The 12,938-nt window shown below is 62.4% G+C and carries 10 protein-coding genes; 4 read left to right on the top strand and 6 right to left on the bottom strand.

Translation table 11 applies throughout. From position 1 onward, the window contains the following. Positions 1–4 precede the first annotated feature (4 nt). Positions 5–742 (bottom strand): PspA/IM30 family protein, encoded by a 738-nt coding sequence (locus EK373_RS01635; protein WP_129641006.1) that lies wholly within the window; start codon positions 740–742, stop codon positions 5–7. A 161-nt stretch (positions 743–903) separates the two neighbouring features. Between EK373_RS01635 and EK373_RS01630 the strand changes: the two genes are divergently transcribed. Continuing rightward, positions 904–1,800: an acyl-CoA thioesterase gene (locus EK373_RS01630; protein ID WP_129641005.1), complete on the top strand. Its 897-nt coding sequence runs from the start codon at positions 904–906 to the stop codon at positions 1,798–1,800. Here EK373_RS01630 and EK373_RS01625 read toward each other — a convergent pair whose 3' ends face one another. Then, positions 1,801–2,661: a pseudouridine synthase gene (locus tag EK373_RS01625; protein ID WP_129641004.1), complete on the bottom strand. Its 861-nt coding sequence runs from the start codon at positions 2,659–2,661 to the stop codon at positions 1,801–1,803. Positions 2,662–2,805: 144 nt separating this feature from the next. On the opposite strand from EK373_RS01625, the gene EK373_RS01620 reads away from it, so the two are divergent. Further along, complete coding sequence (locus EK373_RS01620; RefSeq protein ID WP_129641003.1) at positions 2,806–4,227, top strand: GMC oxidoreductase; 1,422 nt, start codon at positions 2,806–2,808, stop codon at positions 4,225–4,227. A gap of 7 nt (positions 4,228–4,234) precedes the next feature. Beyond that, positions 4,235–4,699: a hypothetical protein gene (locus EK373_RS01615; protein WP_129641002.1), complete on the top strand. Its 465-nt coding sequence runs from the start codon at positions 4,235–4,237 to the stop codon at positions 4,697–4,699. On the opposite strand, the gene EK373_RS01610 is transcribed toward EK373_RS01615, so the two are convergent. The 4 genes from EK373_RS01610 to EK373_RS01595 form a co-directional block, all read right to left on the bottom strand. Next, the gene (locus EK373_RS01610) at positions 4,700–6,460 is read right to left on the bottom strand and encodes an ATP-binding response regulator (RefSeq protein ID WP_129641001.1); all 1,761 of its coding nucleotides are present in this window, start codon (positions 6,458–6,460) and stop codon (positions 4,700–4,702) included. A gap of 28 nt (positions 6,461–6,488) precedes the next feature. After that, complete coding sequence (locus tag EK373_RS01605) at positions 6,489–7,121, bottom strand: response regulator transcription factor (RefSeq protein ID WP_129641000.1); 633 nt, start codon at positions 7,119–7,121, stop codon at positions 6,489–6,491. A 144-nt stretch (positions 7,122–7,265) separates the two neighbouring features. Next, positions 7,266–8,744, bottom strand: a complete 1,479-nt coding sequence (locus EK373_RS01600; RefSeq protein ID WP_129640999.1) for a tetratricopeptide repeat protein — start codon at positions 8,742–8,744, stop codon at positions 7,266–7,268. Between the two features lie 97 nt (positions 8,745–8,841). Then, positions 8,842–11,523: a tetratricopeptide repeat protein gene (locus EK373_RS01595; RefSeq protein ID WP_129640998.1), complete on the bottom strand. Its 2,682-nt coding sequence runs from the start codon at positions 11,521–11,523 to the stop codon at positions 8,842–8,844. A 316-nt stretch (positions 11,524–11,839) separates the two neighbouring features. On the opposite strand from EK373_RS01595, the gene EK373_RS01590 reads away from it, so the two are divergent. Next, on the top strand, positions 11,840–12,937 hold the full coding sequence (locus EK373_RS01590) for a Gfo/Idh/MocA family protein (protein WP_129640997.1): 1,098 nt from the start codon (positions 11,840–11,842) through the stop codon (positions 12,935–12,937). Position 12,938: the final 1 nt, after the last annotated feature.

The raw sequence follows: 12,938 nt of genomic DNA, 5'->3' as shown, positions 1-12,938 counted from the left end.
CTCGTTACGTTTCAGACTGCGCACCCATCGTGCGCGTAGCCGGAGCGGCTGGCGCGCCGCCCTCGATGGAAATGCCTTCGCGCGCGGCGAAGTCGGCCAGGGCCTGATCGGCCAGCGCATTCATCTCGGCTTCCTGCACGTTGACGTCGGTCATGTCGATCGAATCCTTGGCGACGCGGGCGCGGCCGGCAGCCTTGGTGCGCTCTTCTTCGACCATCTCGTGCAGGCGATTGAGCGTGTCGCCCGAGCCGCCAATGCTGGTGATCATGCCCGAGGCCATTTCGTGGATCTCGGCCATGGCCTGATTCATCTTCATGTCGTTGATGGCGCCCTTCAAGCTTTCGATCTTGGCGCGCGCGGTCTGCACCGCCACGTCGCGGGCCTTGACCAGATTCTTGTAAGTGCCCTCGGCCGCTTCGAGCTGCTTGCGGTTCTCTTCGAGCTGCGACTCGATGGTCTGCAGACGCAGGGCGTACTGGCCGGCCGCTGACTTGTTGCCGGCGCGCAGATGTGCGGCTGTCTTGGCGCGCAGGTCCTTCTGTTCCGCTTCGAGCTTACGCACCTGGCCCATGATCCGTTCGCACAGGCCAGCGTGGGTGGCGAGGCCCTGATTGAAGTTGGCGATCTGCTTGCGGAGGTTCTCCTGCTCCAGCTCGAGCAGGGCTTCGGGGTTGCGCTTCTCGATGCCCGAGATGAAGAGGGAGAAGAAGCCTTTGATCAGGTTACCAAGACGGCTGAACATGCACCCTCCAAGGTTCCATTGCCGGCCAAAGCCGTAAAAATTGCGCAAAGCCTAACCAAATTAGCAGATTCCGAGTAGGGCTCGAGGGTCGGCGGCCGCTCACTGCCGGTGAGTGGCCCGCCGCCACCGGTGAGGCCCACCCCGATGCTACACTCGCCGGCATGGCCATCCCGATTTCGCCGCCCCCGGCTCCGAAGTGTCTGCGTGAAGTGCTCGAGCTCGAGCAGCTCGACACCAATCTGTTCCGCAGCCAGGTCAACCAGATCAACGTCAATCGCACGCTGTTCGGCGGGCAGATCCTGGGCCAGGGCCTGAAAGCCGCCCAGCACACGGTGGCCGCCGACCGTGTCTGCCACTCGCTGCACGGCTATTTCCTGCTCGCCGGCGCCAGCGATATCCCCGTCATCTACGACGTCGAATTGACGCGCGACGGCGGCAGTTTCTCGACCCGCCGCGTCGTGGCCCGGCAGCGATCGCGACCCATTTTCCATATGGAGCTGTCCTTCCATCGGCATGAGGAAGGTCTGCAGCACGAAGTGACGGTCAGTGGCGATGTGCCCGATCCGGAAGATCTGATGGACGTGCAACAGTTGGTGGAGAAGTTCGGCGACCGCCTGCCGCAAGGGGCCGTCGCACTGCTCTCGCAACAGCGCATCATCGAGTTGAAGCCGGTGAATCCGGAGATGTTCATGCTCCGCAAGCAGTCGCTGCAGCGAGCCCAGTACTGGATTCGCTCCACCTCGCCGCTGCCGGACGATCCGCTCACGCAGCTGGCGGGCCTGGCCTATCTGTCGGATTACTTCCTGGTCTCGACGGCCTTGTTGAAACATCCGACAGCGATGCAGAACAAGGATGTGATGATGGCCAGCCTCGACCACGCCATGTGGTTCCATAGTCCGCCGCGAGCGGATGAATGGATTCTGGTAGAGGCGGTGAGCCCGTTTGCCGGCGGCGCCCGGGGGCTGACGCGAGCGGAGATGTTCAGCCGCGACCGCAAGCTGGTCGCGTCGGTCGCGCAGGAAGGTTTGATTCGACTGCTGGATAGACAGCAGCGCTAGTCAGTCGCTGCTCAACGTCGCCGACCGCAGCTTCTCCACATCCTTCTTGCCGAGCAGCTTGGCCTGCCCGGGCTTGAGATCGCCTGCGCGCAGCGGCCCGATCGCCACTCGCTCCAGCTCGCGCACTTTCAAGCCGACGCGCGCGAGCATGCGGCGGATCTCTCGATTCTGACCTTCGCGCAATGTCACGCTGAGCATCGTCCGATCGCCGCGCGCTCGGTCGACAAAACGCTTGATGATGCGCACGGACTCCATCGAAGCCTTCTTCGATGATTTCGTGCCATCGGCCGCCGGATTGACCAGATACATGCCGGAGCGAAGTTTCTGCAGCTGCTCGTCGGTGGCGAGGCCGGAGGTGAGCACGCGATATTCCTTGGCGATGCCGAACTTCGGATGCGTGAGCTGATATGCGAGATCGCCGTCGTTGGTGATCAGCAGCAGACCGGTGGAATCGCCATCCAGCCGGCCGACAGGAAACAAGCGCTCGTCACGACGCAACGACTGCGGCACCAGGTCGAGCACGTTGCGGCGGCCTTCGGGATCGCTCGTGGTCGTGATGACGCCCTTGGGCTTGTTGAGCAAAACATAGATGAAGGCGCGCGCCTTCGAGCCCGACTTGCCAGTACCGCCCGCGTCCGCGCTGTCTTCCGGAACCGGCAGCTCGATCACTTCGCCGTCGAGCTCGACCACGTCGGTTGCAGGCTCAACAAAGCAGGGCAGGGTCTTCACGACGCGTCCATTCACCTGTACGCGTCCGGCGACAATCATTTCTTCGCAATCGCGTCGCGCGCCGAGGCCGGCGTCGGCCATGGCTTTTTGCAGTCTGACGCCTTTCGCGGCGGGTTCGGAAGTTCGGGGCATGAAATAGTTTCAACGTGTTGCTCGATGGGGACAAGCTTACACGGAAACCCGCAGCCCGCTGTCAGGCAGGCGCGCAAAATCTACGTGTAGACGGAACCAACTGGCTGGGCGTCGGTTTAAGTCCGATGCGCGTTCGGAGGACGGATGGTTCAAGAGCATTTCGATGTCGTCGTGGTCGGCTCGGGATTCGGTTCCCTGTTTTTTGTCGAGGGATATCTGAGCAGGCGGCCGGCGGCGAAGATCCTGATGCTCGAGCGCGGCACGTTCAATTCGCACGCCTGGCAGCTCGAACAAAACAAGAACTCGACCATCGTGCCCAGCTCTACGTTCCGCACCGACGCGGCGAACAAGGTCTGGAATTTCACGATTGGCGTCGGTGGCGGCACCAACTGTTGGTACGCGCAGACACCGCGCTTTCATCCGAGCGACTTCCGGATGCGCAGCAAATACGGAGTGGCGCAGGACTGGCCGCTCGATTACGACGAGCTGGAGCCCTACTACTTCGCTGCTGAAACCAAGATGTCGGTGGCCGGCTCGCCGGAAATGGGGGAGATCCTGCCGCGCTCGGCGCCGTTTCCTCAGCCGCCGCACAAACAGACGGCGGTCGACGCGATCATGCGCAAGGCTCAGCCGCAGTTTCATGTGCCGATTGCCACGGCGCGCGCCAGTGTTGCAGATGCTGGACGCCCGCCGTGCTGTGCCTCGGCGCGGTGCAATCTGTGTCCGGTGAATGCGAAATTCACATTCGAGAACGGCTTTGCGAATCTGCGCGAGCATCCCAACGTCGAGATCCGGACCGATTGCGAAGTGACGCACTTCGATCGTGCCGGCGGCACAGTGCGCGCCGCTCTCTATAAGAAAGGCGGCGCCGAGCGTCGAGTCACCGGCGATCTGTTCGTGCTGGGTGCGAACGCAATTCATAGCCCCGCCATCCTGTTGCGTTCCGGGATCGATCATCCATTGACCGGTGTGGGCATACACGAACAAGTCGGCTACCAGTTGGAAGTGTTGCTCGAAGGCCTGGACAGCCTCGACGGCGGCACGATCACGACGGCGCTGAATTATTCGCTGTACGACGGCCCGTTTCGCAAGGACTACGCGGGCGCGTTGATCTATTTCGACAACCGCTGGCCGCACGGCTTGCGCAAGGAATATGGACGCTGGCGGCAGCTCGCGCCGCTGGTGGTTGTCGTCGAAGATCTGCCGCAGGACTCGAACCGCGTGGTGCTCGACGACGACGGCATGCCGAAGGTGCTGCACGCAGACGTTTCGGACTATGCCAAGCGCGGGCTGCAGGAGTCGCTCACGAACATCGAGAAGGTGCTCGAGCCGCTGCCGGTCGAGCGCATCGACTTCAAGGGCATGCGCGACACCGAATCTCACATCCAGGGCTCGCTGCGCATGGGCAACGATCGAGCTTCGTCGGTCATCGACGCCAGCCAGATCCATCACGATGTTCGCAACCTCGTGGTCGTGGGCTCCTCGGTGTTTCCTTCGGGCCCGAACTCGAATCCCAGCTTGAGCGTGGCGGCGCTGTCGTTGCGCAGTGCTGCTTTGATCGCGTGAGATGACGATGAAACAGAGCAACACATTCTCGCCGGGTCGACGCAAGCTGCTCATCGGTGGCGCCAGCGCCGCTGTCGCGCTAGGAGTCTTTGGTGCTGCCTCCTGGGAGCAGCTGACCAACTATCGCGCGAGCTGGATCGAACGGGTCGTCAGAGAGAACTTGCCGAACATAGATCTCGACCCCGCTTCATTGCAAGCCTTCATCAAGGACATGCTGGCCAGCGAACGCATGCAGCGTAAGGAAGTGAAGGTGACCGTGTTTGCCGATCGCTTCGTGCCATGGCTGCCGGCGCACATCTCCAAAGCGCGTAACGGCCTCGAAGGCCTGGAGCGGTATGTGCTGACGGAATATCTGATCGGCAGCAACTTCTTCCGCGTGCCCGATCCGAAGCGCGAGACCATCGTTTACAGCGGCATGGCCCTGGCGTGCCGGAATCCCTTCACGTACGCCAGTCCTTCCTCCAAGACTTGATCAGGCGCGCTGTTTCTTCGCGAACTCGTGATTGAGCAGGGCGCGCAGGCGCACTGCTTTCAGCGGCTTGTGCATCATCGTCAGGCCGGCGGCGCTGACCTTGCGGAGTTGTTCGGTCGCCGTATCGCCGGAGATCAGCACTGCGGGAATGTCACCCAGCTTCGCACGCAGCTCGCGAATTGCATCGATGCCATTGCGATCGCCGCGCAGCCGCAGGTCAGCGATGATGAAGTCCGGCACGCGGCCGTTGATGCTGGCCAATGCCTGGTCCGAATCCATGGCAGTGATGCATTTGCAGCCCCAGCTCTCCAGCAGACTCTGCATGCCGAGGCGCACCGATTCTTCGTCGTCGATGACCATGATGAGCTTGCCGCCGATCAGGTTCGGCACCTTCTGCTCGATGGTCGCGGCGCCCGAGTGAATCTTGTTCGGATCGGCGAGCGGCACTTCGATGCTGAAGCGCGAGCCGCGGCCCAGCGTCGAGCGAACGTTCAACGGGTGTTCGAGCAGGCTGACGATACGACGCACGGTGGCCAGGCCCAATCCCAGGCCGCGTGAGCGATCGCGGGCCGGATTGTTGAGCTGATAGAACTCTTCGAAGATGCGCTCGTGTTGTTCGGGCGGAATGCCGATGCCCGAGTCCCACACTTCGATGCTCACGCCATTGCGCCGCTTGCGGCACGCGACGATCACGCCGCCTCGCTCGGTGTAGCGAAGTGCATTCGAGACCAGATTGGAGAGCACCCGGAACAGCAGCGTCGGATCGGTGTACAGCACGCCGCGCGAGCGGCGCACGACGAACTTGAGCCCCTTTTCTTCCGCCGACTTGGCGAACGTGCTGCGCAAACGATCGAGCACCAGGTTCGCCGGCACGATTTCTTTCTTGACTTCGACCTGGCCGGCATCGAGCTTGGAGATATCCAGCAGGTTGTCGAACAGCTGCTCCAGCGATTCGGTGGCTTGCAGGATCTGATCGATCATGCGACGGCCTTGCTCGTCGACCTTGCCATTGCGCAAGGCCGTGGCAAACAAGCCGAGCGAGTGCAGGGGCTGGCGCAGATCGTGATTCGCGGCTGCGAAGAACAAAGACTTCGAGCGGCTCGCGGACTCGGCGCGGGCGCGGGCCTGATCGGCGAGCGCATATTGCTGCTGTAACTGACCGACGAGCTGCTCGTTTTCATAGCGCAACCGGATTTGCGCAACGAGCTCTCGGGCCTGGCGATCCCCGAACAACAACAAGTAGCCGAGCACCGCGAACCACATGACGCCGAGCGCGGCATTCCCATAACCGCCGAGCATGATGTAACGAAGCGCCAGCAAGCCGAACACAGGTGCAGTGAACGCGTGCAGCGCCGGCGGGAAGTGAGCATGAGTAATGACGCTGATCGTGGCGCGGGCGGCCAGACAGGCTGCGATCAAAGCCAGCGTCAGCGACTGGTTCGAGTCGACCAGTACGAAGGCCGAAGAGCCCCACACACAGCCAGCAATGCCCGAGGCGGCTGCGAAGCGCCAGCCCCACGAGCTCGACGCGGTCGCGCGATTGTCTGCGTTGCGAAAGCTTGTCGTCAGCACCAGGCTGCCGACCTGCACGAGCAGCGTCGCGATCGACCAGCCGATGATCCGTGTGTGAGAAGTGTGCGGCCAGGTGATGACCGCAATCATCGCCACCATCAGCAATGCGGAGCCGGAGACGGCCAGCGCATTGCCATACAACATTTCCACGCGCTGCTGCTCAACGCGTCGCAACAGTGCGGCGTCCATGTGGAGGCGGGTTTGTTAGAGAAACGAGTTAGCGCGCGTTCGCGTAAGCCGGCGCCGACGGCAGGAAGCCTCGCTTCTGCGCGACGAGCACCGCTTGAGTCCGATTGCGCACATTGAGCGCCTCGAACACTGCGCTCACGTGTGCCTTCACCGTGCGTTCGGCAACATCGAGAGCACGGGCGATTTCCTTATTGGAGAAACCGCGGCCCAACATGCTGATGACTTCCAACTGACGCAGCGTGAGCCCATTGGGCTGCTCGGCGGCGGTGAGATTGGTCGTTTCGGGGACGAAGACTTCGCCGGCGAGCACCTTACGGATCGACGCAATCATCTCGTCGGCGGTGAAGGACTTGGGGATGAAACCGGAAGCGCCGGCGGCAACCGCACGGGCTGCGACCGCTTGCTGATCGTCGCCGGAAATCATGATGCAGGCCGTGGTCGGGAAGCGCTCGCCGATCACCTTCAGTGCGTTGAAACCATCCTCGCCCTTCAGGTGGATGTCGAGCAGCACCAGGCCGATGTCACCGTCTGTCTGCAGGGACTGCAGCGCCTCGGGAACCGAGGACACGCTCAACACACCGGCATCCAGGTCGCTCTGCTCGAGCACCGCGTGGAAACCGGCACGAAACAACGGATGATCATCGACGATGAGAATTTTCATGACACTGCCCCGAAACAGTTGCCTACCAGAAATGCATCGGTCGGTCCGTCGCCGTGCGGATGGGTTTGTATTCCCGATGTGGATCGGGAGCCATCGTACTTCTGCGCTAGGGGGTGGGCAATGACCCTTTCGTGCCAGAGAGCGTCATTTGCTTGACGCTGGAGGTTCTTCACAGCTACAGCCCTGTTCCGTCAGCCAACCGCGCAGCCGGCGGAGTACCTCGGGGCTGGCTTGCGGGTCCTGCTTCAAGGCCCGATACCCCTCGCACAGCAGGCGGCAGGCTTCGGCGTCGTCGCTCCGTTGCAGCCCGATGGCGCGGCCCAGGTACGCCTTGGCCAGATTCTCGCCCGGGGTGTTCGGGCCGAGCTGTGCTGGCCAGATCTCGAGGGCTTTGCGGAGCAGGGTCTCGCCTTCTTTGCCGCCCGCCGCGCTGTCGCGCTCGACAGCGATCCGGCCCTGCCAGGTCAGGGTCTCGGCGATGAAGAAATGATTGGCGGGCAGCGCGCGCTTGCGAACGTTGCTGGCATAGATGGCCAGGGCTTGGGCAAAACCCTTGGTCGCCCCATCCCGAGCGCCGCTGTCATATTGCCAGCGCGCCAGGTTTGCGTAGTCGTTGCCGACCAGCACGTGCGACTCGCCCCGGATGTGCAGACCGAGGTCCAGCGCCTTCTGCAGGTACTTGCCGGCGTCCTTGGCCTGCTTGGGCAGCGAGCGTAGCAGCGAGCCCAGGTTGGCGTAGGTGTCGATGAGATTCGGGTGACAGTCCCAATTCAGCGTACCGACATACAGATCGATGGCGTTCCGATATGCGCGAACTGCGCCGGCGCGCTTGCCGCGCTGTTCGAGCACCAGGCCGAAGTTCGCCAGGTGAGTGGCGTACTTGGGGTGTTTGCGGGTGCCGAGTTGCTTTTGATCGAGCGGCAGCAGCGTCTTGTATGTTTCTTCAGCGGCGTCCAGCTCATGCAGAGCGCATTGCGCACGGCCCAGCACATCCAGCAGCCGCGTCGTATTCGGGTCGGTTTCGTACAAACCGGTTTGTTTCAGGATCTCGAGTCCCTCGCTCGCAGAGTTGCGGGCATCGACGAACAGTCCCTGCAACAGTTGCGCGATTCCCAGCTCCTTGAGGCTCACTGCCACCGGCAGGCCGCGCTCGCCGTAAACCTTGCGATTGATACGCAACGCGTCCTGCACCGCTATGGTGGCCGCTTCATAGTCGCCGCGCTCGCGTTGTACTCGGGAATAGCTGTTCAGGCTCAGTGCTGTGGCAGGATGGTCGTTGCCGAAAAATTTGCGCCGGATCCGCAGGGCGAGCTCGATGAGCCTGGCGCCTTCGTCCAGCATGCCGCCGTTCAGCAGCGTAATGCCCAGCGCATCGAGAATCGTGGCGGCGTGTTCAGGTTCATCGCCGAGGTCGAAGCCGTCGCTGCCGGGCTGCGCGCTGCCAGCTCGACCTTTGCTGACTTTGCTCGCGCCCTTTCGTGGTGCTCGAGCGAAGATCAATCTGCCGATGTCGGGGGCGCCGGCGGTGGCGCGAACCTTCGATCTTCCCTTGCCGCCGGCCGCGAACAGCGGGCGCAGCGTTTTGGATTGAGCGACTTCATCGTCCGCGATCAGGATTCGCACAGCAGCTTCTCTCGTTGTTCGGAGGGTGGGGAGCGCTGGTCGCAGCGGATACTGCAGGCTCCCGCCACTCGTTGCAACCGGACGAATGCACTAATCGCTAGCGCTGCTGCAAAGAAGAGAAATATTCCTTGGCTGCAGTCGGCCGTCCCGTGTCTGAATATAACTGCTCGATCCATCTGCGAACGTCGGCTGCCATTTCGCGATCGCTCTTGCGGGTCGACGTGCTGAGCTTTGGATAGGCCTTGAGCAGGGCGGTCTCGGCGTCTGCGTAGTTACCTTGTAAGGCCTTGGCCCACCCGAGCGCCGCGTTCGCGATGTGATAACCGGAGCTGTCCTGGCCGTACTCGACCTGCCAGATCTTCACGGCTTCGACTAATGACTGTTGAGCCTCTTGCGGCCGGTGCAGCGCCAGCTGCGTCCGGCCGAGCGTGGTCAGCGAGGTTGCGATGAAGCCATGGGTCGGCGGCAAACGCTGGCGATAGATTTCCAGCGCATCTTCGAGGTAGCGCCCGGCGCCGGCGAAATCGCCGCGGCGGTAGGCGAGCCGGCCCAGGTTCTCCAGGTCGTTGCCGATATAGCTGTGAGTGGGACCGCGCACGCGCCGATTGGCTTCCAGGACCGTCGTGAGCACTTGCTGTGCTTCGGCCAATCGATCGGTTTCCACCAGAAATGTGCCGAAAGCACTCAATGTATCGATGCTCTCGGGATGCTCGGGACCCAGCACGCGCTGATTCAACGCGACCACCTTGCGGTACAGGGCTTCCGCTTCGGACGTCTCGCCGAGATCGTGGGTCACTTCCGCGAGCCGTATCAAATGACGGATGTAATACGGATGCTCTTCACTGCGCGTCCTGCGATCGATCTCGAGTACTTCGGCAAGATATGCTTTTGCCCGCTGGCTGTCGCCGCGCTGTGAAGCGATGTGCGCCAGGTTGTCGAGCGGTATCGTGACGAGCGCGTCATGCGGGCCGAGGCGCGCTCTGTAGATGTCGAGGCACGACTGCAGCAGCTTCTCTGCCGAGGCGAATTCTCCTCGGATTTTTTTGATGGCGCCCAGCCGGCACAAGCTGGTGGCCGTGGCCATGCTGACCGGGCCGGTCTGGCGCTGATTGATCGCCAGGGCCTGGCTCGCCAGCTGTTCAGAGATGTCCAGATTGCCCTCTTTTTCGTAGACCTGATCCAACGTGTACAGGCTGCTAGCTACCGCCGCGCTGTCTTCGCCGAACAGCTGCCGGCGCATGGCGAGACCTCGCTCGATCAGCGGCCGGGCCTGGTCGGGCAAGCCGAGCCCGAGATAAGCGCTGCCGATCGTGTCGAGGACGTCGGCCTTGATCGCCTGCTGATCGTTCAGCTCGTGTGCGATGCGTGCGGCGCCATTGTCCAGGATCTGGCGCGCTGTGATTACCTTGCTGCCCTCGGCGAACGGATCGACGACTTTGAAGGAGTCGATCAGAAACCCGGAGACCGCTTCAGCGCGCTCGCGCTGTGAATCGGCGATGTTGCGCTGGGCTTGCGCCAGGTCGCGCTCCTGCTCGATGCGCAACGATTGCACGTAAACAGTGACCGTGAAGCCGATCAGCGTGGCGATCAGCGCCGCGGACAGCGTCACACCGAGTGCGTAACGCCGCACGAACTTGCCGGCTCGATAGTTCCACGAATCCGGCCGAGCAAGCACCGGCAGGCCTCGCAGATAGCGATCGACATCGCCGGCCAGTTGCTCCGCCGAGGAATATCTGCGCTCGGGCTCCTTGCGCATGGCCATGGCGACGATGTTGTCCAGGTCGCCTTGCAGTTCGCGCCGCAGCTTGGCGATGCCAGTGGAGCGTTGGGCGGCGACGGCTCCGAGGCCGCTGTCTTCCTGCCGCTCGGCCGTTGCGATCACTTCGCTCGGCATCGCGGGCACGTCCTCGCAGATGGTCCGCTCGACTTCGCCAAAGTGTTTGCCGCGCAGGGCGAACGGCTTGTAGCCGGTCAACAATTCATACAACAGCACACCCAGGACGTAGATGTCGCTCGCGGTAGAGATCAAGTCGCCGCGCACTTGTTCGGGGCTGGCATGGTCCGGTGTCATGACCCGCATGTCGGCTTGGGTCACCGCCATCGTGTACATCGCAGCCTGCTCATCCAGATCGAGTCGTTTTGCTATCCCGAAATCCAGCAGTTTCGGCACGCCATCGCGAGTGACCAGGATGTTGGAGGGCTTCAGATCGCGGTGAACGATCAGATTCTGATGGGCGCGATGCACCGCGGAGCAGACTGTGATGAACAGGCGGAGCCGCTGCGCGATCGTCAACTGGCGCTGGTCGCAATGGATATCGATTGGCGCGCCGTCGATGTACTCCATCACGATGTATGGAGTGCCGTCGGGCGTCGTGCCGCCGTCGTACAGGCGGGCGATATTCGGATGATCGAGCGAAGCGAGGATCTGCCGTTCCTGGCGCAGCCGGCCCTGCACCTGCCCGGACAGCAAGCCCCGGCGCACCAGCTTGATGGCGACGTTCTGACGGAATTGATCGTCGGCGCGCTCGGCGAGAAATACCTCGCCCATGCCGCCATGGCCCAGGCTTCGAATCAATCGATAGGAGCCGATGATCGACCCGGCAGGATCGGGGTGCGAACCGGTGTCATCGAGGGGCGTATCGAGCGATCCGAGACTATTCGGCAGCAACGGATCGCTCTTGTCGTTACCGGCGCCAGCCGACTGCGACGAATCTTCGGGCAGGATCGCGCTCGCCTTCTCGAGGAACCGATGCCCCACGCCTTTGCGAGTCTTGGTCATGGTCGATTGAGGCTCCGGGCGGTCCGTACCAACGATCAGTTGTTGGCCCGCCGGGCTTGTGCAACTATCCTCTCGGCGGTACTACGCGCAAGGGATGAGTCCATGTGTAAAGAACAACGCGACGAATCTCAATATGCCAAAGGCTTGTATGGCGGCGGCGGCGTCGGCCGCAGCGTCAGGCCGTTCGAGCCTGCCAGGGAATAGCTGCCGCTATCCTAGCGTTCCACCGGTCCGAGTCAAACGAAACCGCGTTGCAGTTTTGGTGGTGGAGGTAACGCTCACATCGTCGTAAGCTCGCTCCCAAAGGAGTGAGCACATGCATGAACTTTCCCGCCGTCATTTCATGAAGGGCGCGGCCGCGGCCACATTCGCGGCGCCCTTCATCAGCACCGCTGCCACACGCGAGAAGGCCGGTCCCGGTAAAAAACTAGGTGTCGCCTTGTGCGGACTGGGCAGGCTCAGCACCGACCAGATCGCACCGGCCTTGCAAAAAACCCAGCACTGCCGGCTCGCCGGCATCGTCACGGGTTCCAGCGGCAAAGTCGACGCCTGGCGCAATAAATACAACCTGCCGGCGCGCAGCGTTTATACATACGACACCATGCATCGCATGGCCGACAACGACGATATCGACATCGTCTATGTCGTCACACCCAACGCGCTCCATTTGGAACATACCGTCGCAGCCGCCAAAGCCGGCAAGCACGTGTTCTGCGAAAAGCCGCTGGAAATCTCGGTGGAGCGCTGCCAGCAGATGATCGATGCCTGTAAGGCAGCGGATCGCATGCTCGGCACCGCATACCGCTGCCGGTTCGAGCCGCATCATCTCGAATGCATTCGGATCGCGCGCGAGCAGGAGCTGGGCCCGGTGCGGATCATCGAAGCGGGCTTCGGCATCGACGTGGGTGCGGCCGATCAGTGGCGAGTCAAGCGCGCGTTGTCGGGCGGCGGCGCACTGATGGACGTCGGCATCTATGCCCTGCAGGCGACGCGTTATCTCACCGGTGAAGAACCGGTTCTGGTGTCGGCGACCGAGACCAAAACAGATCCGGTGAAGTTCGCAGAAGTGGACGAGACCGTGAGCTGGACGGCGCAGTTCCCGGGCGGCGCGACGGCGTACTGCTCGGCCAGCTTCAAAGTCGGTGGCATCAAGAACTTTCGCGCCAACTGCGATCGCGGCTGGTTCGAGCTGGATCCGGCGTATTACTACGGCGGCATCAAGGGTGCGCGTAGCGACGGCAAGCCGCTGTCGTTTCCCCAGGTCGACATGTTCGCCGCCGAGCTCGACGACTTCGCCCGCTGCGTTCTCGAGAAGCGTCCGACCATCGTCTCAGGCGAAGAGGGCCTGCAAGACGTGAAGATCATGTCGGCGATCTACGAGTCCATTCGCACCGGCCGGGCGGTGAAGATTTAAA

This window comes from Peristeroidobacter agariperforans (assembly GCF_004138335.1).
Classification (GTDB): Bacteria; Pseudomonadota; Gammaproteobacteria; order Steroidobacterales; family Steroidobacteraceae; genus Steroidobacter; species Steroidobacter agariperforans.
This window is presented reverse-complemented; position numbering and strand designations above follow the sequence as displayed.

Coding starts and splice junctions, on each gene's coding strand:
- EK373_RS01630 (WP_129641005.1), top strand. CDS start 904: ATGGCCATCCCGATTTCGCCGCCCCCGGCTCCGAAGTGTCTGCGTGAA.
- EK373_RS01610 (WP_129641001.1), bottom strand. CDS start 6,460: ATGGACGCCGCACTGTTGCGACGCGTTGAGCAGCAGCGCGTGGAAATG.
- EK373_RS01635 (WP_129641006.1), bottom strand. CDS start 742: ATGTTCAGCCGTCTTGGTAACCTGATCAAAGGCTTCTTCTCCCTCTTC.
- EK373_RS01615 (WP_129641002.1), top strand. CDS start 4,235: ATGAAACAGAGCAACACATTCTCGCCGGGTCGACGCAAGCTGCTCATC.
- EK373_RS01590 (WP_129640997.1), top strand. CDS start 11,840: ATGCATGAACTTTCCCGCCGTCATTTCATGAAGGGCGCGGCCGCGGCC.
- EK373_RS01595 (WP_129640998.1), bottom strand. CDS start 11,523: ATGACCAAGACTCGCAAAGGCGTGGGGCATCGGTTCCTCGAGAAGGCG.
- EK373_RS01620 (WP_129641003.1), top strand. CDS start 2,806: ATGGTTCAAGAGCATTTCGATGTCGTCGTGGTCGGCTCGGGATTCGGT.
- EK373_RS01605 (WP_129641000.1), bottom strand. CDS start 7,121: ATGAAAATTCTCATCGTCGATGATCATCCGTTGTTTCGTGCCGGTTTC.
- EK373_RS01625 (WP_129641004.1), bottom strand. CDS start 2,661: ATGCCCCGAACTTCCGAACCCGCCGCGAAAGGCGTCAGACTGCAAAAA.